Below are 25,909 nucleotides of genomic sequence, written 5' to 3' on the forward strand. Positions count from 1 at the left end.
ATGGTCCTACCCGTTGCCGGAACTTCGCTCAATTTCTCTTTTTATCCAATACTCAGGCAGGCTATGATTTGAAACCTGCCCCATTCAGCCGCATTGGACGATTTTTTGATAACTGTCTTCCTGATGCACATCGCTGACGGGAACGACGTAAAACAACTCGTTGCTGCGGACAAAACGGTTAACCAAATCCCTATCGATATCAAATACATGATGACGCAAGCCGTTCAAGCCGCGGAATATCATGGTTTTCCAGTCCGCATACCCGTTGGCGTTGGGGCGGATATCGTTCATCGCGTCCAGCGCCAGCAGCTTGCGGTTCTGCTCTTCTTTGTTCAAAGGCAGGGAATACACGGAATGGAAATGGAACGGCTGACCGAACATCGGCGGCAGGCTCAACATCGAGCCGGACTTGCCGATTGGGAAATCGTCGCTCAAAAAATGCAGTGTGTGCAAAAACAGCGAACCTTTCCGATAATCCAGTTGTTTCAAAGCTTCAACCGCAGCGATTGTCGTATATTGATGGTCTTTGTGTGCATCGATATTGGGCGACGGGCTGACGATGATGTCGGGTTGGAAGGTTTCGATAATATACGCCAGATTATTGACCAAACCGCGCCAATTCGAACCGCCGTTCAAGCCTTTGGACAAAGACGAGGTATTGGCACGGCGGAACAGATTGACATCCGCCGTATCCAGTTTGGTCGACTTCACATCGGCATCGGGATTCTGCTTCATGACTTGCAATGTGCTGTCAAAATAGCCGAGCTGCAAAATGTTTTCAGACGACACCCCCGCCAAAAGCGGCACGGTCAGGCTGTTCCATACGCGCATCCTGCCCTTTTGCAGATACTGCGCCTGCATTTGCTCGGGATTGCGCGCATACATATTGTTGTAATGGAAGCTGCCGCCCTCCCCTGCGGTAATCGTAACCACCAACGTATCGGCAGCATGTTTTTCATATAATCCGTAAGCCGCCAATTCCGCATCATCCGCATGGGGGGCGAGGACCAGAATTTTTTTACCGCTCAAACACTCGCGCGGATAAACCGACAATTCAACTTCCTGATCAGGCAGGGACACGCGGTTGCCGCTTAATGTAATTTTTCTGCTGCCGTCGTCGAAGGTATCGGTCAAATTGAGGTAGCGTGCGCCGTTGCCGCCATGTTCGACATACGCCCGCCACTCCCCGCGGTTGGTTTTGACGCCGATCCAAGGCATCACCAATCTGCCCAGCCAACCTGATTTCACGTTGATTCTGGCGATGACCGTATCATTCGCGCCGATGGTATCGGGCAAGATCAGTTCGCCCTCACGCAAACTGACTGTCGCCGACTTGGGCAATTGACCATATTCGTAATCGCGGCTGACATCGTAAGCAAACCGTTTTCTGCGAATTGATGCCACGATAAAGGCAGCAATTACAAGCAGGCAAAGTATCATGCAAAATAATACTAACAATAACATTTTGTTCCCCTGTGATAATTTCCCTTATCTTATTATCTAAAAATGCGCACGTCCTAACTTTCTAACAAACGGTCATTTTCAAAACCAAACGTCATCTTGAATAGTAATTTACAATTTGAAATCATACAGTTTTCAATTGCACGCTCCTTCCGTTCGTAAGCAAACGCCCCTATCCAAGTTTCCAATTCTGCACCGTCCTTCCCGATAAGATAAGAGGATGACACAACAAGCTGTCGCCACAATGCAAAGGTCGTCTGAAACCATCTATGCCTTCACGTCCATCCTGTTTCTCGCCATATTTGAAACAAAAAAGCACGCACCAATCTTTCAGACGACCTTCTCTATTTTTGGATTTCAATAGAGTGCAAAAAATAAACCGACCGCTGTATCTCGCGGTCGGTTTGTTTTTTCATTATAAAACGTCGTCTGAAACTGTTTTCAGACGACGTTTTGTCTTACCACATCAATATTGAAGGCTCCGGCGTCACCTGATAGCCCTCCTTGCGCAACTTCTCAATCAAGCCTTGTTCAGACATCAAGTGCAGGATACCCACTGCAAACACCGTTTTCTTTTTAGCAGATATCTCTTTGATTTTCGGCAGCCAAATTTGATTGCGCTTAATCAGCAAATCGCTGCGTACCCAAGATAAAACGGGAATAGTATCAGGATACTTTTGAGCAAATTCCTGCTCTAATTCAGTTTGCACCAAAGGTAAATCCTCGAACTTTCCTTTCTCATAGGAATTGAAAAGACGTTTGGTTTCCCGCTCGACATACTCTTCATTCGTTCTCAATGTCAACATTTTAATCATCAACTTTTCCGGCTGACTGGCAAAAATTCGAGAGAAATCCATCACATCCTCTAAAGCAAGGCGTGTTTTACCGGACTCTTGTGCCGCTTTCGACAGCAAAATATCCACACCTGTCTGGTTGCTGTATTCAGGCGGATAAATACTTAAAGCAAACAGCAACACCGCCCAAGGATGCATGTGGTCGATGTACGGTGCCATCTGAGCCAACTCCGGACTTTTCATAAAGTCCTGTTGCAACAGTTCAAAATCCTTATCGCCCAATTTGGATTTCAAAGAATCTTGACTATAAATTTTTTGCATAAACTCTTGATATTTCGCCATCTCTTCATCATTGAGCTGGGGCAGCATATCGGCCTCGGTAACCAACTGTTCGACAGATGCCAGCAAATTCTTTGCATCTTTAGACAAGGTGGCATTGGGCTTACCGATATGGATAGTGCCGACCAAATAAGAATCCGGCTGCCCCGATTTGCTGATTTTCCAAACATTACTGGTTAATTTAGGGGTATCCCAATTCAATTCAGGACGAATAACAACAGAAGCCGCTTTTTGTTGCTTTGCTGACGGTTTCTCCGAAACCTCCTGTTTACATGCAGACAATGGCACAATCGCCAAACATACAGCCAACAGAGACAATAATTTATTCATCTTTTTCCTCTTCATCATCATGAAATGTGGCAACAGTATAGTGTATAGGGGGTTAACTTTAAAATAGACCGATATGTTAAATAAAATACCCGATTTTATTACCAGATTTTAAAACTATTTTGCCCCTTAACTATCGAACTGCCCTAATAAACAAAATGGCTTCTTTGCACATCCCGAGCGACACCGGCTATTGAGCCGACAATAAGGAAAAGGTCGTCTAAAACCGCCCGACTGATGATACAATTTCGCCTGAATATCCACTTCGGAACACGGTCATGAGTCTCTACGCCATCGCCCACATCATCCACCTCTATTGCGCCATCGCCTTTGTAGGTGGCGTATTTTTCGAAATGCTGGTTTTGTCCGTCATGCACACCGGCCGTGTCTCACGCGAATCGCGCCGCGAAGTCGAACGCGCCATGTCCTACCGCGCCGTCCGCGTTATGCCGCCCGTCGTCATTACGCTTTTCATCAGCGGCATCGTCATGGTATTCAACCGCTACCTGCCCTTTTTGAGCCAACCCTTCGCCACCTCATTCGGTACGCTCCTCACCCTCAAAATCCTGTTGGCAGTCAGCGTCCTCGTCCATTTCGCCATCGCCGTCGTCAAAATGGCACGGCGCACCCTGACCGTCGGCTGGTCCAAATACATCCACGCCGTCGTGTTTTCCCATATGCTGTTCATCGTATTTTTTGCCAAAGCCATGTTCTATCTGTCTTGGTAAGCTGTTTTCAGACGACCTATTTACCATCAGAGGTCGTCTGAAAGACAAAGAACGAACACAAAATAACACGCTGACAAATAGCGGCATTTGAAAGCAAAAAATCCGCATAACCCGCAAAACCAATATGCCCGAGTCAGCTGTCCTATCCCCTCTTCCTCATCAGCTGGGGCAGATTATTCAAAATTAAAAAGGTAAAGAGGTTCATATATAGTGGATTAACAAAAATCAGGACAAGGCGACGAAGCCGCAGACAGTACAAATAGTACGGCAAGGCGAGGCAACGCCGTACTGGTTTAAATTTAATCCACTATAAAACCGATCTATTTCTTGCTTCCTAAGCCTGAGGAAATTTGTTTCTTTGAGCAAGAATACGAAAAAAATGTTGCATCACTAAAATCCATTCATAAGAAATGGTCGTCTGAATTTTTTCAGACGACCTTTTCTATGGATAAGCAGCAAACCGACTCTGCTATTTTGTTGGGCTTACCTGCCTTTTATTAAAAGGCGTCATCATCATGCACGATGACCTTATTGACATAAACCGGCTGCACCGGCGTTTCTTCATGCAAGGTAGGCGACTCTGTCTGTGGCACAGATGTTTCGGTAGTCATTGGTATTGCTGGCAGCATATTGTGCGCAGAATGAGTTTCTTCGCGCTGTATGTCTACTTGCGGCACCAAAGGCTCATGCTCTAACGATGGAGACTCCTGTTTACCGGCTTCAGGCTTCACTTCGGATACGGAAGTGGCTTTTACCGGCTGACTTTCCGATGACAAAGCCACAGGAGCCACAGGCTCAGATACGGACGAATGCTCCTCTACATCAACCGCTTTTGTCAAAGCTTCCTCGACTACCGGAGCTTGCGTAGTTGACGTAGTTTCTGTTGTTACCCGTGTTTCTACTGTTACAGACGCGTCCGTTTGGGCTGGTGTTTCTACGGTTTCAGAAATTTCTGTCTTGGTTGGTAGCGTTTCTACCGTTTCAAGTGGTTCAAATCGAGTTGGTGCTTCTACCGTTTCATGCGTTTCCGCTTTGGCTGACACTTCTACCGTTTCAGTTATTTCTGCTTTGGCTGGCACTTCTACCGTTTCAGATACCTCTGCTTTCGCCGACGTATCAATTTCCTTGTTTTCTAAGGTCTTTTTCTCGATTGGCGCAGTTGTATTTGATACTTCCGGTGTCGCCGAGCCAGCATTTGTGCGATCAGATTTCTCGGTATCTGTCTGTTTGGCATCCTCAGTTTTCACACTTTCTTTAACAAGGTCGTCTGAATTTGACTTGTCTTCAGACTTTTTACCGTCTTCCGATTGATTAGTCTGTGTAACTTCAGGATAAGGAATCGGCTCTTCTGACTCGCCTGCCGTTTCTTCCGGTTTGTCCTGTTCTGCCTTAGTTTGTTGGGATTCCGTAGCTTTTAATTTCGCATTGTCTTGTTTAGACTCAGGCTTCCCTCCTGTCGAACCTGATTTCTGCTGATTAAGCGGATACTCTCGAATAACGACTTCAGCAGGCGGGGTTTCGGTATGCGGCACATGGCAGCTCTCGCCCATTTTGATGAAATCAATGCCTGAAATCAAAAAATTGGTGTTTTCCAGATTGCCTCTTAATCCGACATAGATTGGTGTGTTTTCAGGCGTATTTTTTCTGACGCTGATGATTTCCGCTGCGGCTTCATAGCCGTTTCCGCTACCGGGAAGCAAAGTGTAATTGTTTTTCAAATCACAACTTCGAATCCGGACATAATTGTTTTGAGTGACCAACATGCCTTCCAGCTCTTTGGCAAAGGCGGTTTGAGCGGTTGCTGAAAGCAACACGCCGCAAGTAAGGAAAATGTGTTTAACCATATTTTATTTCTTAATTTTCAAAGTAATCTATTCACACCAAAGAAAGCTTATGTCCGGCTGCGTTTAACGGAAACCGTCCCCTCAGGCATAAAATAAGTGTCTATCACTACCGCACCCACGTTTTCTATTTCGCATTCCAGCTGATAACACAAGACCATGATATTGTCTTTGGATTCAGTGAGGTGGATATCCAAATTCCTTAATCTTGGCTCGTATTTCAACAAGGTTTTTCTCATAAAATACCGCAAGTCATGCGCGCTGGACGGCAGGTTTTTATAAACCATGCTAAGATCGGGAATCCCATAATCCGGCAGATGTTTCAAGGAACCACTTCTGCTGTTAAGAATGCGTTGGATATTGTCCAAAACACTGCGAACCAACTGGAAGCTGCCCGGCAGGTCATCTATCGGCAAACCGTCGGAATAAAATCCGGTCAGTTTCTCATAGAGTGCGGCATCCATTATTTGACTTTCTTGACCGTCTCTTGAAGCAGGACTTTGTTATCCACCAATTCGATAACGACCGGTTTGTTATTGGTCAGCTGCTTTTTGGTAATCAACATTTTCCAAGTCTGCTCTTCCCCTACTTTGTTGTAGAAGGCAACAACGCCGACATATTTGGTGTCTTTATTCAGGGTTTCATCAAAGCTGATGGTCTCCCCCGGTCGGATGGTATATTGCTTGTAACCTTCCGCCAGATCGTTGCTTAAGATGGTTTTGTCTTGATTGAGCAAATCACGATATGAGGCAACTTCATAATTTTGCTTGTCTTTCAATTGATACACTCGGACGACTGTCGACAACGACTGCCCGCGCTCGTTTTGATTCAAACCGTTTCGTGCAATCAGGTCGATTTTCAAAATCTTGAGTTTGGTATAAAAAACACTTTTCGTTGCTTCAACCGTTCCATCTTTCATGCCTTGCCAAATCCCGCATCCTGAAAGCATGGCGCATAAAAGGGCTAATGAGCAGACTGACGTAATTCTGGTTTTTTTATTCATGATTTTCCGTTTTCTTGAAGTTAGTTTGAGTAAGTATAGTTCGCTATTTTTATTTGTTTGTCTTGGTGCATCGCACCTAAACCGGTATTAATCCCCAATATTTGTTTTTTTTCCAAACGGCTTTTGGGTATCCATTGTTTTTTAATATTCAGGTAAACACTCGCATCAAAACGACGACCCAAATAGAGTTTTAATAATTCGAGCAATTTTTGGTGCAATTGCTGCTTTGGCAACAGAAGCTGCGCGTTGTCAAATGTATCAGGCGTAATTTCAATACGCACCAAATGACTGTAATCTTTTATCCGCCCGCCCAAAGATGCACTTCCTCCGTCTAACCGCAAACCGGCTTTCCCCAGTTTGCGGTCCTTTTCCAAAATGACCCACTGCGGCTGGAACTCTTTTACGTTCACATCGGCAAAGGGGAGTAGATATCTGACTATGCTGACAATCCCTTCTTTGGTTCGGGTTCGCTGGTAAAAAATACTGAACAATCCCAAAATCCTGCTATCGAGCAAGGGATGCATGAATTTCCCGTTTACCATGCCTTGCCCGATTAGGTGCAGAAGTGAACGCGATAGGTCATCTTGCCCCTCCCGCTGAAACAGAAACGGATAACGGTATTTTTTCCATGCTTGGAAAAACAGGGTTGTGATTCGGTGGTTAAAGATATCTAAAAATGCCGCTAGGCTTTCACTGCCGTCTTTATGCGTCGCAATATCGTTCAGGAAGTAATCCGGCAAAACTGCATCGACGCCGTATAAACCTAAAAATGTCGTCCTGACGGTCGGCAAATCGGCTTCTGCGTCATATTCAACCGATGCGATTTCCCCCGAAGGGAAAGATAAAGATTTTACCCTTCTAAATCTTACGGTTGACTCGACAGCCTTTTCTTCATTTCCTTCGGCAAGGGTTTCCAGAACCCGGCAAAATTGGAAGAAATTCATCGTTGCCGCATTGCGTACAATAAACTCCCCCAATTTCTCTTGGAAGATTTCAGACGACCCGCTTTCACGCTGCGCTTTATTTCTAGGAATCTCCCATAAAGGAAGCGTCTGCCTGCCGTTATTTTCTTTAGCGCTTTTGTGCGCCGTTTCTAAAACCGTGTGATAGTTGTTTTGCTGTCTTTCCATGTATATGTTTTCCCGGATGGCAGAGAAACAATGCTGAACCGGGTAAACAGGTTCAAATCAGCATACATTGCAAAAAATTCGTTCAATAATTCTCCGAACAAATAAATTTCCGCCTCACCGCTAAATGCGGTCGAATCAAATGTTACGGTAATATGAATTCCGCGGTGGACTGCGCCACGCTCGATTCTCTGTACTGTTTCATGTTTGACATCAACAATACCATTCAGTCTGCGCTTGTTCAGCTCGTCTTCAGTCCAGTCGTAAATGGACAATGCCCCTTTCAAACTGTCGACATTCAATAGTGATAAATAGTTGGGTGACAAATGGGACAATATGCGCCATTGGAATCTATCCTCTGTCGGCGGATAGCAAGACAATGTCGGTGTGGTAAGGTTTCTGACCATTTTGACATTTGGTTCGGCGATATCGTCGTCTTGAATCTGGGTCTCCCTCAGACTTTTACGCGGCAAAGCGCCATTTGTCCCGACCACCTTCAATGAAAGCGTCTCAGTAGGCAATATATCTTTTCTATCCCACAACAATCCGCCAAGCATGATAAATGTTTCATGTCTTCCTGACACGCCTTGCTTGACTTTGGTATGGAAATACCTTTCCGGCGCATCATATTTCATCAATCCGCCACGATGCTGGAATGAGGAAAAAGGAATATAGGGATAACGCTTACCTGTTTCATGATTAACCGCCTCTACCTCTTCGACGGAATAAACCTCAACAGCCATACCTTCATGTAACAGCGGCTTCACCTGATATTCGAACGCCTTATGATCCACTCGGATAGGCTCTGCTTCCATATCAAACAGATTGATGGCAGGCACGCAGTTCAATTTCAAGCAGTCAGGAGGGAATCGAAGCTCTGAAGGGTATTGCTTGGAAAGAACCACATTCACGCTAAACTCATTAATCCGTTCCGACCACGCTCCGGCATCGATGCCCACTAAATCAATAAAGAAAAACTTCTGTTTGAAACAAAAATATTCCAGCAATAGTTGGTAGCCACTAAAGCTGTTATTGACTTTCTCCCACAATCTTTCATCTTCAGCAAATCCGACTGCCTTAAACTGTATATTGCCGGCAGATGGCAATTCGGCATGATGAAGGCTGATTCGCGCTGTCTGATTCAACAAAGCATGACGCAATGCGAAGGCAATCGGTTCATCGGCGGAAATATAAATTCTGATTTTGGAAAAATCTAAATTTTCTTTCTGTATTTGTCGGTGGATACCAAAAGTTAATTTGATGACGCTTTGACCATTCGCATCATAATCCAACAATGTATGCAATATGCTCAAAGGCTGGAGCGCAACATCAGCAGTGGTTCGATACAAACATCTGGTCAATCTATCGTTGATATTGATAGGTTCGGACTGAACGGACAATCCTTTTTTGACGACCTGTCCTCCTTGCAACTTTTTATTGTCCGGAATTAATTCCAAAACAGTCAGAGAAGGAATCATCCTCAGATAATGCGGCCACAGCATATGGACCAACCCCTCCGTCAATTCCGGAAAGTCATCATCTAATTTTTGTCTGATTCTCCCTGTCAAAAAAGCAAAGCCTTCAAACAGTCTTTCTACATAAGGATCGCGCGTACCTACCCTGTCTAAATTCAGCATTGCGGCACGATCAGGGTGGGCTTTTGAAAACTCTAATCCCGCCTCTTTGAGATACCGCATCTCTTCTTCATAATAGCGTAATGTGGGATCTGACATAATATATGCTTAATAAATTAATTCTAATGCACGGACAACATCTGCCTGCATCAACTCTGTCCGTAAAAATTCGAGCTGTCTGACTGCCTCAATATCTTTATTATCAAGGTTTTCACTTAATAGTTGATACCAAAGGGCATACACTTCAAACGTAAAATGTTTGTCCCACTCTTTAACTGTCAACACTTGCATCTGCTTCGAAGCTTGTTCCAACAATTTCACAGCCCAGTCCGCCTTTTGGGCGCTTACAGCCAACCGGGCCATCATCAACCATTTCTTAACCTGCCCCGAACCTGTCTGCCACTCCGGTAATGTTTCCAACCAAGCAAATGCGGCGTCTAAACCGTGTTCTTGTATTTTCAACAGCGCCTGTTGCCAGTAACTTTCTTGGTTTTCCTCCTGAGATGCCGGTTCTAACGCTGCCTTTTGAATGGCTTGGCTACTCATCTGCTTGCGCGTGGACGACATGACCTTTTGTTCCAGCCACTTAAGCGTATCGGCCGATACAAATGGGAATCCGTTATCAAAACTTAAACCGGTCAGACCTTCGCATCGGGTCAATAAGGATTTCAACTCAAATAGCGAAGAATCAACTTGGGACAGGTATAAACCACCCAACGCCTGCTGACCTTGCCATGCGTAATATTGCAAATCCAGCCAATAGTGATTAGCACCTTCTAAAAAAGCCGCTTCCACTTTATCAAGCAAATCGCGCCATTGCTGCTCCTGAACCAAACGATTCAGGTTTGCCAATAAATCTGCCCTCGGAGCCTTCAACCGCGTCTGACCGTTTTGATGCGGAGGAATACCGTTCAATCCGCCCCAACGGACGGCTCGAATCATCTTGTTTGCAGACCAATAACCATCATCCTGTTCTCTCAAGTAGGCAGCATTAATCCTGACTTGATCCAGTAAGGCTTTAGAAGAGTTAACCTTGGTAACGGTCAAACTTTCAGACGACCCTCGACTCTCTTGATGAATTTGCGGCATTGCCACTTGCTCAACAGGCGCAACAGCTTCCTGATTTTGATTTGCACTTGTCGGTGAGGATGAAAAACGAACAGATGACTCTTCAAAATATTGCAACAATGGAAATAAGCTGGGACGTACTGCCTCTTCCCATCCATCAAAGTAATGTTGCAACGACATCAAAGCCGATAATGTCCGCTTAAGCTCTGTAGAATCGGATAATCCCACGTTCTTAAGCGTATCCAGCACTCTTTCACCGGACAACCAATTTAATGCATTACGTTTTTGTACCGGCTTTTTCGGCCACAGCGACTGATCGAATTTTTGCAGCAACCCGCACAAAATCTCCAAGCCGTCTGAAAACCCTGCCAAACCTCTGTCTCTCAGCGAGGCAAAAATGTAATAGGTTGCCACCCTCAGATCTTTAGATTCACGCTTCAGCAGGCGTTCTGAAGCATCCAAAATCAATCGGTAATCCATACCCGAAAGTTTGGCCAGCTCAATTTTGATGGATTCAAAATCATCTGCATAGGCGACATCCTCGCCGCAAGGATGGTCGTCTGAAACAGGCTCCAACCATTCTTGCCAGCGATGGATATTGTTATCGGTGATAGATGTGCCTTCATCACCGAGTATCGGCTTTACCCATTGGGGTAATGTCATCATTATTTAACCTCAAAAATCTTATTCGGCAGATGGATATTTTTCAGATCCAACAGTCCCAACGGTCCCTTACCGGAATTGGTTCGCATATAGAAGCGCATCAATTTGTCTTTTTCCAATGGGAACTCGACCAGATAGGTACTTCCATCAATCGGTGTAACCCTAGATTTTTCAAGCATACGGATGAAACCGAAACGTCCGCTGATTTCCTGAGTTTTACGCATACCTTCTGCCTCGGTTTCCCAAGAAATACGCAAACCGGCATTGCTGACATCGCCCGGCCATTTAAATGGCTTCCACTCTGTCTGTTGGTTGAAATAATTCAATGATTGACCATCAACAACCAAGTCGAATTGAACAATTCCCTGAGTAGATGTCGGCTTAAGCTCAAAGCTGTAACCACCTTCTCCGTTAACGAAGAAATCCTCAGAAATCGCACTCAATTTATTCAACTGTTGCAACAGTCCAGAATTGACTTTCAATTCGCTTCCCGGCGCTACGATCCATTGATTGCCTTGTTTGGTCAAAACGCCTGCCAATTGAGTCGTTACAAACTGATTCAATGCACCTTTGTTGATATCCAAGTATTTTGCCAATACGGGAATCGAAACTTCTGTTTCTGATTTGGTAAACGGATATCTGCCACCCAACTCGGACTGCATAGGATTAACAAAATTGCTTGCCCACAGATTATTGATATCTTTTTGAGCTACACCTGCAATCGAATCCCATACGGAATTAAATGGCAAGACAAAAACGTTGCGCGCAAACGGCAGCAATCTGTCGCCCACACCAGCCTCAATCAAACGTGCATACTGCATACCTTCAAGAAATTCATTGTCTCCGCCATTCAAAACACCTTGTACGGCCGATCTGGCTACGCCACCGGTATCGGAAGAAGACGCCATTTGAATCAAGCGTTGTTTAATGGTCGTCACTCGCTCAAGGTAACGTTGCAGGCTCAAATCGCTCTTCGGATTGATTTGCGCGTCAATCAATTGCAGCAGGTTTTCAAATTCTGCTTCTAACGGTCCTGCCAGATAATCATCGACTTTACCTTCCAGGGCGTTGATGTTTTCAGCCTGTGAATTTAATACCGTATCGGCAACCCTACGCGAGCGGGAAGACAGCTGTCTTGCCGCCGCACGTTTTGCAGCATCGGCAACCGCCGGATTTACGTCAATTTTTTTGCTGTCCAATTGGCTGCTTTCTTTTACAGCATGGAACAATGCCACCAATGGGGAACGCTGAGGATCCGCATAAACGTGGAACTGATTGACCGCATCCAAATTGGTCGTTCTTGGCTGCCATGTAATACTGTTCATCATGTCATACCAAGCCGCCGCATATTCTTTGAAGTAGCGTTCTTTCAGACTGTTGATGGCAGCTTCCGTTACCGGTGCCTGATGCAGGTTTCCACCCAACACCCAGTCAGTATTCTTGCTGTCTTTAACAGCTTGATCCAAAGCAGGCTTGACGTGTTTTTCCCAGCCTTCGACCGTATATACGCGAGGCAAAGGTTTGCCGACATTCCAAATGCCTTTCAAATCCTTATTCAGCAGCTCTGCCAATGTAATGGTTTTCAGCTTGGCATCCGTACCTTGTACGATGCGTTTGTATAACTGTTCACTGCCTTGGTCGCGATTGATCCAATCCACCAGAATCTGACGGCTTCGTGATACCAATTCAGGTTGCTCGGTTTCAAGCCAACCGGAATGAGTAGCCATGCGCGGTACGAAAAATTGAGCTAAAATTTGTGCATCTTTGCTAGAAACATTCTGTGCTGACAACATTTCCACCAACTTTTTCGTCAGGAATTCAGCATCTTTTTTGTCTTTGGTTTTCTCCACATGAGACGTCAGCATCAAATATGCTTTCAGGTCTTGATAAGAACTGTCTTGCAGCGCGAAGTCGTCCGGAATCTGCCCTTCGAGCATAGTCAAACCATCCAACTTATTCGCGAAGAATACGGTAGCCGGGCGGCTGACGACATCTTTAACCAAAATACCATATTTACGATACGCGGCAGCCAACAACTCTTTTCTATGTTCATAGCCTAAGAACTTGGCTGTATATTGCAAGAAATCCCTGCCGGATTCCATTTCGGTAATACTCTGTTGCAGTTTGACTAATGCTGCAACTTTTTCCGAGCGTGATTTTGCCTTCTGAATGCTTTCCAAATCCGCATTCAGACGACCTATATCTTGATAACTGCTGTGTGCACCTACTGCAAACACACTACCGACCAACAAAGCTACGGCACTCATTGCCAGATAGGTTTTTTCCGTTTTAGACAAATGCAGTTTTTTACCTGAACCCAAAACAGACAGATCATTAAACGCACGGTAAATCAAATCTCCTGATTGTTCAGGATTATTGGTTTGAATAAACGAAACGCCGGCAACTGTATCCAGTTTTCCCAAACTCCGTTTTTCAGCAGCAATATGATCCGCCAAAGTTTGACTGTGGGTAGGCAACGTAGCAGACAGTTTCGCAATAGGTGTTTGGCGCAAATCTTCTTCAATCAGCTGCGTACCCAATGCTGCCAACTGGTTGGCAAACTGATCCAATTCTTTCGCCAACTCCGTTGCTGATACAGTCGAACCATATTTCAAAGCATGACTGATGGCTGATGGCATTTCATCGGTTTCATTGGTCAGATAAACCTGATTAATCGGCAGCTTCCATCCGAGCTTTTTCATTAACTCGGTCAATTGCGCAGCATTTTCGTGAATTGAGGATTTTGCCTGAAGCGAAACAATGCCTTCGGCAGGACGTTTACCCACGCCCCTCAGATATTGCCAACCGCCTGCAGGCTCCATGGCTTGTGCATCAATCCAAATAGCCGATGCGGTTTCCACCCACAACTGACGGCGGATATCCGGCAAAGAGGCTTCCAGCAAAGCAGTATCTTGAGTGACCACAAAAATCCAAGGCTTACGGTGTTTTTTATATTGCTTGGTCAGCAAGTGGATATGTCTCAACTGCTCCCAGCGTTCTGACACACCAATCAAATGGGTAGATTCCGCACTGTCACCGCTTAAATCTTCGGGATTCAGATGCTTCAAATTGGAATGTCTGTCGGACACACCTGACCAAAGCATTCGTGTCAACAGAGGGATAAAGAATATCAACGAGGTCACTACTGTGATACATGCCCAAACAACCGCTTTGGCTGCAGATGTATCGATTCCGAATTTATGACCTAAAAAGTAGAGTAAGACTGCACTGACAATGCTTAGAATAATAACCACTATGCCAGTAAAAATTGGCTTCATAATAACTTCCGAAAAATAAACTTAAAATCTAAAAACTTAATCTGTATTCTGAAGATCAGAACTTTTAAATTATTGAGATGAAAGGCTGTTTACCAAACCTGCCCCGAATCAGGTATGCGCCCCTAAAAACCTGCGACACTAAAAGGATTATTCAATTTTGTATCTTATTTCCGACAATCCGGCACCTTAGCTCCTTGCAGATTCCATTCCCCTTAGTCGCTTCCGACAGTCGGCATACTGCTGATCAAAGCGCAGCCGCATGCAGTTTTACAACCGTCCACAGCAACATCACGCCCCTTAAACGACATATATTGACTGCCTTCGATAATCGGATTGGTTCCATGCCCAGGTATGGGGCAAGAAACCAAATCACCTACCAGAGCGGCAGGCTTTCCTTCAATGACCATATCCGAAGACGCTTGAACCACAACGCCTCCATGAGTAGTTGAATCTCCCAGCCTGATAATACCTTTCATAGTTTTTACCTTTTTAAAAAATTTACTTATCATATCAAAAAATAAATAAATTAGTAACTACCGTTAAATATCAAATTCATACCGCTTATCAAAAGGGCTATAAAACAGGCAAATTTACGATGGTTTGAGTGCTAATCGATTTTTTAAAATAATGAATAAAGTCATTGCCATTCAAATATTTATGACAACTTAAGTTCATACCGAATCAAGACAGGACAACGACCGACCGGTTTTAAAATTAATCCACTATAAACAAAACAATTTTCAGACGACCTCTTAAGGCAACCTGACTTGCTCATTTCAAAAATTAATTAACCGTCCACAATGGGACGGTTTTTTTGTTTGAGAACAGGAGTTGAGGAGAAAAGCACTTTAAGGACGGACTTCTTCAAGCTTTTTACGCTTCAAGATGCCGTTTATTGAGAAACCCGCAGCCGTATCAGATGCTTGGTTTACGTTATGGCGCGACGACGGGCGGCGGATAGCCGTGTGCGTCAATTTCAGACGAGGCGAGCCACGGGGTATGGACGAGGTTGACAGGTAAGTGCGCCAACTCAGGGATATGGCGGCGGACGAATGTGCCGTCGGGGTCGAGCCGTCGGGCGGTTTGGATAATATCGATGGAACGCCTACGGGCGTTGCGGGCGGCGGTTTGCCAGTTGCCTTCATTGAGCGCAGGGTCAAAATCGGTTTGCTGCGCGGCGAACCAAGCGATGCCGTGTTCGGACGGTTGATGCAGGATGCCGCACAAAAATTCTGCCGTCAGGGAGCGCAGGGCGGGATGCAGCCAACCGCTCGATTTCAGGCTGCGCATGGCGGCATCGATGAGCGGGAAACCTGTTTTCCCTTGCTGCCAGCGTTCCGTCAGGTCGTCTGAAAACGGAGCAGATTCGGCATCGGATTCAGGCTCGATGCGGGCGCGGTGGTAAGCAAGCTGCTGATAGAAATCGCGCCGAATCAAGTTGTCCAACCAAGCATCTGCGCCCTGCCCTGCGGCTTCGGTCGCCAACATGCGCGGCGAAATGCAGCCTGTGCTCAAATACGCGCTCAAGCGGCCGGTGCCTTTTCTGGCGGGGAAATCCTTCATAATCGGATAAAACCCGATATTTTCTTCAAACTTCCGCCATTGTTTGTCCGCTTCATCTTCGCCGCCGCGCTGCGCAGAAACCATATCCTGTTGCCCGTTCCACGCTGGAAGCGGCGGCATTTCGGCTGAGGTCGTCTGAAAAATTTCGGTTTGATGACAAACTGTATCCTGCCCGCCGAACCGCTGACGAAACAAAGCCAGCCATGCTTCCTTATAATGCGGGAAGTCGGTATAAGGCGCGCCGTGGCTGCCCATGATGTCTGCTTTGGCAAATACGGCACGGTCGTTAACGCGCTCGAACGCAACGCCTTGTTCATCCAAAATCCGCCAAATGCGGTTATCTTGCTCGATTTCAGACGACGTATAGGCTTCGTCGGCAATTACGGTCTGAACATTCAACCGCGACGCCAAAACAGGCAATTCTTCCACACGGTTCACTGCATACAAAGCCACGCCGCGTGTCGCCAACGCACCATGCAAAGCCGCCGCCGCCTGATAATGAAACCAATCCTGACGCGGATTGGAGATTTCAGACGACCCCTGCGCCACCCACACGCCCACCACAGGCAATCCCCGTTTCATGGCGGCGAACAACGCGGCGTTGTCGTGTATGCGCAGGTTTCGGCGGAACCAGACCAATGTATGTGCTTGCATGGCGATGTCGTCTGAAAGGGATAAGGCATTTGATTTTAGCAGAAATTTTACAGTCCTAAGAAGGAGACAAAAAGGAGTACGGTCGTCTGAAAAGCTAGGGCGCACCATTCGCAAAAGCTGTTTGCTGTTTCAAACTGTGCGATACTCCCTATTCCGAACCTGCCCTAAAACTCAGCCCCTCCCTCACTCAAATATAGTGGATTAAATTTAAATCAGGACAAGGCGACGAAGCCGCAGACAGTACAAATAGTACGGCAAGGCGAGGCAACTCCGTACTGGTTTAAATTTAATCCACTATAATCGGCAAACCGCAGGCCCATTGTTCTACCCCATCCTATCGCTCAAAAAATGCCAAACATCGCATACGATTTCAGACGACCCCTCATCGCCCCATCCCCCGACATTGCCGTTCGTCATACCGTATCCTATCCCTTCCTTATTTCCGTTATATTCCGTCACTTTGTAAACCCGAAGGTCGTCTGAAAATATGTTGGGCAAACTGGATACTTGGCTGATAGAACACCCGAAACGGCATGATTTGTACGGTTGGCGGCGTTTTGCGGTCGAATTCTGGTTTTTCGGACTGAAAGAAGCGCGCGCCTGTTTGTTGCAGGTCTGTTTTTCATTGCCATGTTCCTGATTCCGAAAACAGGCTGGCTGGGGGTTTCACGCTATGACCTGCTGCTGATTTTTGCAGTCTCCGTGCAGGTTGCGATGCTGTATTTCAAGCTGGAAACGTGGGACGAAGTGAAATCGATTACGCTGTTTCACTTGGTGGGCTTTGCTTTGGAGTGGTTCAAAACATCGGGCGACATCCAGTCTTGGAGCTATCCGGACGAGGCATATACCAAAATCGGCGGCGTGCCGCTGTTTGCAGGCTTTATGTATGCGGCGGTCGGCAGCTACATCATTCAGGCTTGGCGGCTCTTTAATATCAGAATCAAAAGCCATCCGCCGTATTGGTTGAGTACATTGTGCGCGCTGGCAATTTACGTCAATTTTTTCACTCATCACTATCTCGGCGACTACCGCTGGTATCTCGCCGCATTCGCACTCGGGCTGTATGCGCGGACAACGGTTTTATACACGCCCTATGATACTACCCGAAAAATGCCGCTGCTGCTGGCGTTCGTCCTCATCGGTTTTTTCATTTGGCTGGCGGAAAACTTAGGGACTTTGTTCGGCGTTTGGCGTTATCCCAACCAAATCGGCGCATGGGCATCGGTGCATATCAGCAAATGGAGTTCGTGGGCCTTGCTGGTGATGATGACGTTTACCATCGTGGCGAATTTAAAACACGTCAAACACACCATCAGCGTTTCTAAAGACTAAGGAATGCCGTCAGACGAATACCGATTTCCACACGGTCAATCGTCAGAGCGTGCCGTATTACCCCCTTCCCCTTTTCAGACGACCCCCATCCCATTAAACTAAACCTCCATATTTAAAGTCCACCCAACGGAGAAATCATGAATCAAAAAATCAAAGCCGGCATCGTCGGCGCAACAGGCTACACCGGCGTAGAACTACTCCGCCTGCTCAGCACGCACCCCAATGTCGAAGTAACCGCCATTACCAGCAGGAGCGAAGCAGGCATCACCATTGCCGATTATTTTCCCAGTTTGCGCGGCATTTACGACTTAACCTTCCAAACGCCGGACCAAGCCCGACTGGATCAATGTGACGTCGTGTTTTTTGCCACGCCCAACGGCGTCGCCATGAAGGAAGCACCCGCACTCCTGAACCAAAACGTCCGTATCGTCGACCTATCCGCCGACTTCCGCATCCAAGACATCCCGACATGGGAACAATGGTACGGTATGCGCCACGCCAGTCCCGATATTATCCCGCAAGCCGTATACGGATTAAGCGAAATGAACCGCGACGCCATTGCCAACGCACGCATCGTCGCCAACCCCGGCTGCTATCCCACCTGCGTTTCACTGCCCTTATTGCCTTTGTTGCAACAAGGTCGTCTGAAAGCACACATGCCATTGATTGCCGACTGCAAATCCGGCGTCTCCGGCGCAGGGCGCAAAGGCAACATCGGCTCACTCTTCTGCGAAGCGGGCGACAATTTCAAAGCATACGGTATCGGCGGACACCGCCACCTTCCCGAAATCAAACAAACCATCCAATCATTGCAGGCAAACATCGCCGATGGTTTTGTCTTCACTCCACACCTCACGCCTATGATACGCGGTATGCACGCCACTCTTTACCTGCATCTTGAGGACGGCTGCCATCCTGAAGAAATCCTTCGCGAATATTATCGGGACAGTCCTTTTGTTGACATCCTTCCTGCCGGTTCCACACCCGAAACACGCAGCGTCCGCGGAGCCAATGTGTGCCGCATCAGCATACAGCAAGCACCGCAATCCGACGTTTGGATTGCCTTATCCGTCATCGACAATTTAGTGAAAGGCGCAGCAGGACAAGCCATTCAAAATATGAACATCATGTTTGGTTTTGACGAACAACTCGGTCTGCAAAACGCCCCGCTACTCCCCTGATACATACACCAACCTTCTCAAACAAGACGGATGTTTATCCATATAAAAGGGGTCGTCTGAAAACAACTTACACCGTTTTCAGACGATCCCTCATCAACAACCATGATGGCAAATGTCTATAAAAGCCAAAGACCTAAAGAGTGTATAGCCATTGAATTTTGACCGCATAACACAGGCTTGCTCTGACTTATCCACGATACAAACTCAAAAACCTCTCTGCGAAGCAGCCTGCCTCCAGCTTTAAAGCCTCACAGCCACTCACTCATACACAATACCGGCAACCAATTCTTCTTCATTCAAATTGCCGTACTGCTGCTCCCAATCATGCGAAGCCTCAACCGTATCACACTCGCGCGCAAATACTTGCTGCTGCCCGTTCATATTTTCCAAAACCAAATTATTCAACTGCTCGCACTCTTGTGCCGAAACGCTGATATCAGATTGATGCGCTTGCGAATAGCTGAAAGGAAACGCCAAAAAACCCAATACAAAAGCAGTCAGAACCAACCAAGCATTTTTACGATAACGAGTCATTTTCACGGCCTCCAACAAAATCTAAAACACATTCAAATAAAACATAATTCAGTCTAAAAAATCAGATTAATCAGAATAAAACATCAAAACTGAGACACAAATTAAAAATAAAAATATTTTCGAACCGAAATTATTCGATTAATCTAACAATGAGCACATAATACTCAGAAAAAACAAAAACAGCAATACTTTTTCTTAGTATAACTAATATTTTTCTTACAATTTGATAAAAACTAAGGTAAAATACACATCAATCATTCAAAGTGTATTAAAAATCACACTTAAACCAAAGGAACAACATGGATACCTTTAAAGACAGACTGGCTTTTCTATGGAAAGATGAAGCACGACAAGCCAAAATCGCGGCTGATATCGATATGACTATTGCCGGCTTCAGCCGCATCTGGAACGAGGGCGGATTACCCAAATCCGAAACCCTGAAAAAAATCAAACAGCTCAAAGGATGCAGCATAGACTGGCTTCTGACGGGAGAAGGAGAGCCGTTTCCCAACACCGAGCTGCCCAAAGCCACCGCTTACGACACTTTGGGCAATCCGGTCGATATTGACGAATTTATCTTCGTTCCGCGCTACGACATCCATGCCGCCGCAGGACACGGACAGCTTGTCGGCGATGAAAAACCCATGTTTACCATGGCATTCCGCCGTTACTGGATTGAAAACTACGTTACCCGCGACACCAAAAACCTGTCGGTCATTTCCGTCAAAGGCGATTCTATGGAAGGCGTCCTGAACGACGGAGATACCATCCTCATCAACCGCAGCGAAACCACCCCGCGCGATGGGTTATATGTTCTGCGTATCAATGAAAATCTTTTGGTGAAACGGCTGCAAGTCATACCCGGCGGCATCGTCAACGTCATCTCCGCCAACGAAGCCTATCCGGCCTTTGAAATCGATTTAAACAAAATGACCGAAGATGTTGCCATCATCGGCCGCGTGGAATGGTTTGGACGGATTATCTGATCTGCGTTGTGTTCAGACGACCTGAATTCATGTTTTCCTATTTTTTAACAGGACGGACGGTGTAAAGGCTGTCCGCCTGCCTATTGAAATTTTTCGAGATTGCAGCCATGTAAGCGGTTGACAGATATTGCCGCCCGACCCGCAACACCCTCTTCTTGCTTCAAGAATCCGTTTGCGCGACAATACTGGCAATATTCATATAAAAGGAATCACATCATGTCAGACGAAAGCCCTATCATTTTTACAGAGAGCTGCTGCACCAAAGTAGCTGATTTAATTGCCGAAGAAAACAACCCCGACTTAAAACTGCGCGTATTCGTCAACGGCGGCGGCTGCTCAGGTTTCCAATACGGATTTACCTTTGACGAAATCAAAAACGATGACGATTTTGAAATCCAAAAAAACGGGCTGACTTTCCTGGTCGATCCGATGAGCTATCAATATTTGGTCGGCGCGGAAATCGACTACACCGAAAGCCTGCAAGGTTCCCAATTCGTTATCCGCAATCCGAATGCGGAGACTACTTGCGGTTGCGGTTCTTCATTTTCCGTCTAATACGCTGTTTTCTAAAAAAGGCTGTCTGTTCACTCAGGCGGCCTTTTAGATTGATATGCTTTCAAAGCAATAACATCTATCTTATAATTCATAGTTCCATTTGGTAATATTCATTAATATACTATAATTGGTCAAAATCGGTCATTTATACTATTTCAGCCGAATAAAATACCCTTTATCCTTCGGTTAAGACAAATAGACGAATAATAATCTATACTTTATAACAAAACCGACACTAAATACCTGCCTTCAGATGACAAAGCAGGATTTTATATCTCATGGGATCACAATGAAGAAACAAGATAAACTTTACGACGTTTATGTTTCTTATCCGCCGGATGTCGATCGCGAGCGCATCAACGCCTGTTTGTACGATAATCTGCCGGAAAAAGAAGCCGAAGATTTGGTTCAAGCGCTTGCCGAGCGTCCGCAAGCCATTATTGCTGAAAACTGTACCCAAGACGAACGTGAAAACGCCCAACAATATTTCAATTATTTAGGTTTGGATGTCATCGTCCGTCAATCGATGGAATTGGAGCTGGATCTCAGTGGCGAAGAGCAGGAAGAAGCGGCTCCTGAAATCCGCCAATGTCCCGTATGTTTGACCCTGATTGAGGATCACGAGGCGACGGAATGTCCCGTCTGCCATTTCCACCTTGCCAGCGCAACCGAGCAAATCATCCAGCGCAAGCGCATCGAATGGCAGGAACGGGTGGCGTTTGAGCATAAAAAACAAGCGGAAATCGCCCATAAGCTGCAAATCGAAAAAGAGCGCGAAGAAAAACTCCTGCGCAAACAAATCCGTTCGGAACTGGAAAGCAAGCTTCGCCAAGAATTGGGTGAAGAACCCCAATTGGCTGCTTTGCAATCCAAAAAGAACACTTACATTCTGATCAGCGTATTGGGTATTCTTGCCATGTTCGGCTTGGTGGCTGCCGGATACCTTGCCGCCAAATTCCTATAAACGGAACACGGTATAGGGCTTAAGTTTAAATCAGGACCATGCGGCAGCAGAGACAGTGCAAATCGTATGAGACCGATTTTCTAAAGCTGCTTCATCCATTTAAAGAATTACCCTCTTCAAACCGCAGCAACGCCGTATTCATTTATAGTGGATTAACTTTAAATCAGGACAAGGCGACGAAGCCGCAGATAGTACAGATAGTACGGCAAGGCGAGGCAACGCTGTACTGATTTAAAGTTAATCCACTATATTTAACCCGCTGCCAATTCGCCATAGCTGTTCGAACAGGTCAGATATAACAAAAGGTCGTCTGAAAACTTTTCAGACGACCTTTCGCATCCGCACCTCAAACGTGATGGATAACCAGCTTCTTGCCCTGATAGTCCAATACGTCCACATCCATATCAAACAAATCTTTAATATTTTCAGCGGTAAAGATGTCGTTCGGCGTGCCGGTCATGGCGACTTGTCCGTTTTTCATGGCGATGACGTGATCGGCGTAGGCGGCGGCTTGGTTGATGTCGTGCAGGACGACGACGGTGGTGCGTTTATGTTCGCGGGTCAGCCGTTGGAGCAGCTGCATGAGGGCGCGGGCGTGGTACATATCGAGGTTGTTGAGCGGTTCGTCCAAGAGGACGTAATCGGTGCTTTGGCAGAAGACCATGGCAATCATGGCGCGTTGGCGTTGTCCGCCGGAGAGTTCGGTCAGGTAGCGGTTGGCAAAGCTGTCCAGTTTGAACTCGGAAAGTGCGTTTTCGACGATGGCGAGGTCTTCGGGGGTCGGTCTGCCTTGGTGGTAGGGATAACGCCCGAACATGAGCAGATCGCGCACGGTAATGCGGCTCATGACGCTGTTTTCTTGGGTCAGGATGGAGAGCGTTTTTGCTAGCTCGGCGGTAGGCGTGGTCGAAACATCTTTGCCGGCGTAGCTGATGCTACCCTGCTCCAGCGGGCGGAGACGCGCCATGAAGGAGAGGAGCGTGGATTTGCCGGCGCCGTTGGGACCGATGAGCGCGGTAATGCCGCCTTCAGGGATGTCGAGGCTGACGTTGTCGAGGATGGGGCTGCCGCCGATGTGGAAGCTGACGTTGCGGATGGTAATCATGATGGGTTTGATGTGTGAATTTGTTTTCAGACGACCTCCGAACATGGGAGGTCGTCTGAAAAGGACGGGCTTCAGATTTCGCGAACGACGACGAATTGGGGATCGTCTGCTAAATCAATCAAAAAGGCTTTGACACGCACCTGCCAGAGTTCGCCGAAGCGTTTGAGTTCTTCTGCGGTGGCGGTGCCGCTGACGGCTTTGGGCATGATGTCGCGCATTTCGGGGGCGAAGGGCTGCATGGCGGCGTTGAGGCTGACGGCGACGGTTTTGCCGTTGTCTTTGCGGCGCAGGGTCAGCGTGCCTTCAATGTCAGCATCGAAACTTAATAGATTTCGACGGGCGAAGCGTCCTTGCGGGCCGACGCCGCCGAAGCCGGTTTCGGGAGCGGCGCCGGTTAAGAGTTGGACGACGGATGCGGTAACGCCGACCGTGCCTTCGTCGCGCGCGCCCTGCATGGCGGCTTCGATTCCACCGCGCTGCGGCAGGTCGCTGCCGTAAAGTGCTTTCAAGCCTTTAAGCGTCATCAGGTACGCACCTGCGACGGTGGGACAGGAGTGTCCGCACAGGCGGACGGCATCGGCGTAGCGATACTGCATGATGCCTTCCTCTGCCGCGCCGAGAAATTCGGCGAGCGCGTCTTGGACGGTCAGCGTCGGGGCTTGCTCGAAAAATTCGGGGAAATGTTCTTGAGTCATACGGTATCCTTTTGCTTTAAAGAGGTCGTCTGAATCTGTTTTCAGACGACCTTTGTGCTTATTTCAACAGGGTGCGTTTATCGTTGATAAACATTTCGGCAATTTTACTTGAACCGAACGGGTTGAGGTGGTTGGTATCGAAATACACCGGCAACCCGTCTATGAGTTTGTCCGCGGGGATGTACTGCATAAAGTCCACCCACTGCACGCCGTGGTGCTGCTTCACGATTTTTTCGACTTCGTCTTCCGACTTGGCGGAATCGCGGACCTCTTCTTTTTTATCCTCTGAAACATAATGGATGTCGATGCCGAGATTTTGTCTCAGGTAATAACGCCGCAACGGCAGCTGTCCGTCCATAGGCGTATCCGCCAAAACGTACACTTGCTTGCCCGCCTTCACCAAATCATCCAGCATTGTGTTGAACCGTTCTAAAAATTCCGGTTTGGCGGTATGGAGGAACCAACGTTGCGAAATGATGATGACAGGATAGTCTTTGGTTTTTTGTTCGATAAAACTATTATACGGATTGCAGCGGTCGGCACGGCGGTCGCTGTCGGGCAGGACGAATCCGAACGCAGTGGCGCAGCTGTTGGACGTGATGACGTCTGCCGACCAGCCTTCTTTTTTACCGACAATGTCGAGAAACGGGCTTAAATGCGCGGCATGTGAGTCGCCGATGACCAAAACTTCAGGCTTTTTGTTTGCCGCACCGACGGCACAGTCGGTTTTGGTCAGCGTATCTGCACAAATTTTGCTTTCATCAGCCTTGTACAGAGTGGTTTCAAACGCGGCGGGTTTGGCGGTCATCAGGTAGGCTGTCGCGGGAATCAGCAGCGCGAAATAAGCCGCCATGCTCCATTTGAATTTCGCCGTCGTAAAATTCTTTACCTTCCGCGCCGGTGTTTCCACAAAATAATAAGACAACACTGACAACAGCAGCATGATGATGACAGCCAGTGCCGATGCGGCGAGCGGAAGCTGCGCGTCCATATAGATGTAACGCATCAGCGCCAACACCACCCAGTGCCACAAATACAGCGAATACGAAATCAACCCGATAAACACCACAGGCTTGAGACTCAATAATTTGGATGTATTGAAACCTTCCTGCATCTGCAATGATTTGCCCGAATAAATCAAACCGCCGACCGCCGTACAGCAAAGCAGCCGTTCGATGTTTCCCGCACCGGGCAGGACGCCGTAGGGCAGCACCAGCGTGACGGCGATGACTGCCATCATCAGCCATCCGAATAGCGGCGTACTGGCTTTGTCGTTTTGTTCGGCGGGCGGAATAAAGGCAAAAAGCGAACCGACCAGCAGTTCATAAGCGCGCACATGCGGCAGGAAATACGCTTCCATACCCAGCGTCGGCAACAGCGCGGAAAACAGGCTGATGACAATCAGCAAAAGGATAAACGTCCGCACATTGCGCCGTTTGCTGATACGGAAAAACAAAATCAGCAACGCGGGGAAAATAAAGTAAAACTGCTCTTCCAACGACAGCGACCAAATATGCTGCAACGGCTTTTCCGTCGCATCCGCATCAAAATAACCGCCGCGGCGGGCAAAGAACAGGTTGGCGGCAAACAGCAAGGCGAAGACGGCGGATTTGACGTATTGGCGCAAATCGAAAGATAAAAAGAATACGGCAGCAACGACCGTCGTGCAAAGCAATACACAGGCAAAGACCGGCAAGATGCGTTTGGCGCGGCGTTTGTAAAACTCGAGAAACGAAAAGCTGCCGTCGTGAATTTCGCGGCTGATAATGGTCGTAATCAAATAGCCCGACAACACGAAAAACATATCCACGCCCAAAAAACCACCCGGCAGCCATTGGGGATCGATATGAAATACGATGACGGATAAAACCGCCAATGCCCGTATCCCGTCCAAATCAGGACGGTATTTCAACACTTTACTCATAGTACGCACCTTGATAGTGATGCCTATTATGAGTAAAAACTCGATATTTAGTTTCATTCACGCCGTCAAATCTAAGGGCATGGGAAACGAAATATACCGTTTGGAAATAGTGGTTTACGCCATTCGAATTCAGGCTTGAAAAGTTTTCAGACG

The 25,909-nt window shown here is 47.0% G+C and carries 20 protein-coding genes and 2 pseudogenes; 7 read left to right on the forward strand and 15 right to left on the reverse strand.

Annotated elements, in window-relative coordinates; translation table 11 throughout:
- Positions 1-84: 84 nt before the first annotated feature.
- Together ACMYUL_RS04240 and ACMYUL_RS04245 are read right to left on the reverse strand one after the other, a co-directional pair.
- Positions 85-1,464, reverse strand: coding sequence for a PIG-L deacetylase family protein (locus tag ACMYUL_RS04240; RefSeq protein ID WP_415772235.1), 1,380 nt, complete (start codon positions 1,462-1,464; stop codon positions 85-87).
- A 455-nt stretch (positions 1,465-1,919) separates the two neighbouring features.
- The gene (locus ACMYUL_RS04245) at positions 1,920-2,924 is read right to left on the reverse strand and encodes a TraB/GumN family protein (protein WP_415772237.1); all 1,005 of its coding nucleotides are present in this window, start codon (positions 2,922-2,924) and stop codon (positions 1,920-1,922) included.
- A gap of 275 nt (positions 2,925-3,199) precedes the next feature.
- Here ACMYUL_RS04245 and ACMYUL_RS04250 point away from each other — a divergent pair, with 275 nt between their 5' ends.
- Positions 3,200-3,649 carry a CopD family copper resistance protein gene (locus ACMYUL_RS04250; protein ID WP_003758410.1) on the forward strand — a complete coding sequence of 150 codons (450 nt, stop codon included), beginning with the start codon at positions 3,200-3,202 and terminating at the stop codon, positions 3,647-3,649.
- A 497-nt stretch (positions 3,650-4,146) separates the two neighbouring features.
- Here the strand turns inward: ACMYUL_RS04250 and ACMYUL_RS04255 are convergent, their stop codons facing one another.
- The 9 genes from ACMYUL_RS04255 to ACMYUL_RS04295 form a co-directional block, all read right to left on the reverse strand.
- Complete coding sequence (locus ACMYUL_RS04255; RefSeq protein WP_342031779.1) at positions 4,147-5,493, reverse strand: hypothetical protein; 1,347 nt, start codon at positions 5,491-5,493, stop codon at positions 4,147-4,149.
- A 47-nt stretch (positions 5,494-5,540) separates the two neighbouring features.
- Complete coding sequence (gene tssE / locus ACMYUL_RS04260) at positions 5,541-5,954, reverse strand: type VI secretion system baseplate subunit TssE (protein WP_003758401.1); 414 nt, start codon at positions 5,952-5,954, stop codon at positions 5,541-5,543.
- Positions 5,954-6,493 carry a type VI secretion system lipoprotein TssJ gene (gene tssJ, locus ACMYUL_RS04265; RefSeq protein ID WP_070497194.1) on the reverse strand — a complete coding sequence of 180 codons (540 nt, stop codon included), beginning with the start codon at positions 6,491-6,493 and terminating at the stop codon, positions 5,954-5,956. Before tssJ ends, tssE begins: the two co-directional genes overlap by 1 nt.
- A 20-nt stretch (positions 6,494-6,513) precedes the next feature.
- Positions 6,514-7,623 (reverse strand): type VI secretion system baseplate subunit TssG, encoded by a 1,110-nt coding sequence (tssG, locus tag ACMYUL_RS04270; RefSeq protein WP_070497192.1) that lies wholly within the window; start codon positions 7,621-7,623, stop codon positions 6,514-6,516.
- Positions 7,587-9,353, reverse strand: a complete 1,767-nt coding sequence (gene tssF / locus ACMYUL_RS04275) for a type VI secretion system baseplate subunit TssF (protein WP_003758395.1) — start codon at positions 9,351-9,353, stop codon at positions 7,587-7,589. The genes tssG and tssF overlap by 37 nt, the downstream gene beginning before the upstream one ends.
- Before the next feature lie 9 nt (positions 9,354-9,362).
- On the reverse strand, positions 9,363-10,988 hold the full coding sequence (gene tssA / locus ACMYUL_RS04280) for a type VI secretion system protein TssA (RefSeq protein ID WP_070514564.1): 1,626 nt from the start codon (positions 10,986-10,988) through the stop codon (positions 9,363-9,365).
- The gene (locus tag ACMYUL_RS04285; protein ID WP_415772241.1) at positions 10,988-14,263 is read right to left on the reverse strand and encodes an ImcF-related family protein; all 3,276 of its coding nucleotides are present in this window, start codon (positions 14,261-14,263) and stop codon (positions 10,988-10,990) included. Before ACMYUL_RS04285 ends, tssA begins: the two co-directional genes overlap by 1 nt.
- 212 nt (positions 14,264-14,475) lie before the next feature.
- Positions 14,476-14,739: a PAAR domain-containing protein gene (locus ACMYUL_RS04290; protein WP_049231213.1), complete on the reverse strand. Its 264-nt coding sequence runs from the start codon at positions 14,737-14,739 to the stop codon at positions 14,476-14,478.
- A gap of 457 nt (positions 14,740-15,196) precedes the next feature.
- A complete protein-coding gene (locus ACMYUL_RS04295) occupies positions 15,197-16,480 on the reverse strand; it encodes an FAD-binding domain-containing protein (RefSeq protein ID WP_415772244.1) in 1,284 nt (427 codons plus the stop codon).
- A 189-nt stretch (positions 16,481-16,669) separates the two neighbouring features.
- On the opposite strand from ACMYUL_RS04295, the pseudogene ACMYUL_RS04300 reads away from it, so the two are divergent.
- The 3 genes and pseudogenes from ACMYUL_RS04300 to argC form a co-directional block, all read left to right on the forward strand.
- Positions 16,670-16,777 (forward strand): annotated as a pseudogene (locus ACMYUL_RS04300) (IS5/IS1182 family transposase); the annotation flags it as partial.
- Between the two features lie 190 nt (positions 16,778-16,967).
- Positions 16,968-17,812: pseudogene (locus ACMYUL_RS04305) on the forward strand (DUF817 domain-containing protein).
- Positions 17,813-17,949: 137 nt separating this feature from the next.
- Positions 17,950-18,993 (forward strand): N-acetyl-gamma-glutamyl-phosphate reductase, encoded by a 1,044-nt coding sequence (argC, locus tag ACMYUL_RS04310; protein WP_415772246.1) that lies wholly within the window; start codon positions 17,950-17,952, stop codon positions 18,991-18,993.
- Positions 18,994-19,251: 258 nt separating this feature from the next.
- On the opposite strand, the gene ACMYUL_RS04315 is transcribed toward argC, so the two are convergent.
- A complete protein-coding gene (locus ACMYUL_RS04315; RefSeq protein WP_003758370.1) occupies positions 19,252-19,527 on the reverse strand; it encodes a hypothetical protein in 276 nt (91 codons plus the stop codon).
- A gap of 299 nt (positions 19,528-19,826) precedes the next feature.
- Here ACMYUL_RS04315 and ACMYUL_RS04320 point away from each other — a divergent pair, with 299 nt between their 5' ends.
- From ACMYUL_RS04320 to ACMYUL_RS04330, 3 genes are all read left to right on the forward strand, one after another.
- Positions 19,827-20,513: a S24 family peptidase gene (locus ACMYUL_RS04320; protein WP_415772248.1), complete on the forward strand. Its 687-nt coding sequence runs from the start codon at positions 19,827-19,829 to the stop codon at positions 20,511-20,513.
- Positions 20,514-20,729: 216 nt separating this feature from the next.
- The gene (gene erpA / locus ACMYUL_RS04325) at positions 20,730-21,068 is read left to right on the forward strand and encodes an iron-sulfur cluster insertion protein ErpA (protein ID WP_003758366.1); all 339 of its coding nucleotides are present in this window, start codon (positions 20,730-20,732) and stop codon (positions 21,066-21,068) included.
- A 289-nt stretch (positions 21,069-21,357) separates the two neighbouring features.
- Entirely contained in the window at positions 21,358-22,032 is a 675-nt protein-coding gene (locus tag ACMYUL_RS04330; protein WP_342031787.1) for a hypothetical protein, read from the forward strand.
- A gap of 346 nt (positions 22,033-22,378) precedes the next feature.
- Here the strand turns inward: ACMYUL_RS04330 and ACMYUL_RS04335 are convergent, their stop codons facing one another.
- The 3 genes from ACMYUL_RS04335 to ACMYUL_RS04345 form a co-directional block, all read right to left on the reverse strand.
- Complete coding sequence (locus ACMYUL_RS04335) at positions 22,379-23,137, reverse strand: ABC transporter ATP-binding protein (protein WP_415772873.1); 759 nt, start codon at positions 23,135-23,137, stop codon at positions 22,379-22,381.
- A 71-nt stretch (positions 23,138-23,208) separates the two neighbouring features.
- A complete protein-coding gene (locus ACMYUL_RS04340; RefSeq protein WP_415772250.1) occupies positions 23,209-23,832 on the reverse strand; it encodes an FmdE family protein in 624 nt (207 codons plus the stop codon).
- A 58-nt stretch (positions 23,833-23,890) separates the two neighbouring features.
- Positions 23,891-25,756: an acyltransferase family protein gene (locus ACMYUL_RS04345; RefSeq protein WP_415772251.1), complete on the reverse strand. Its 1,866-nt coding sequence runs from the start codon at positions 25,754-25,756 to the stop codon at positions 23,891-23,893.
- Between the last annotated feature and the right edge of the window lie 153 nt (positions 25,757-25,909).

Origin of the sequence: Neisseria sp. CP9 (genome assembly GCF_047758525.1) — a bacterium.
Classification (GTDB): Bacteria; Pseudomonadota; Gammaproteobacteria; order Burkholderiales; family Neisseriaceae; genus Neisseria.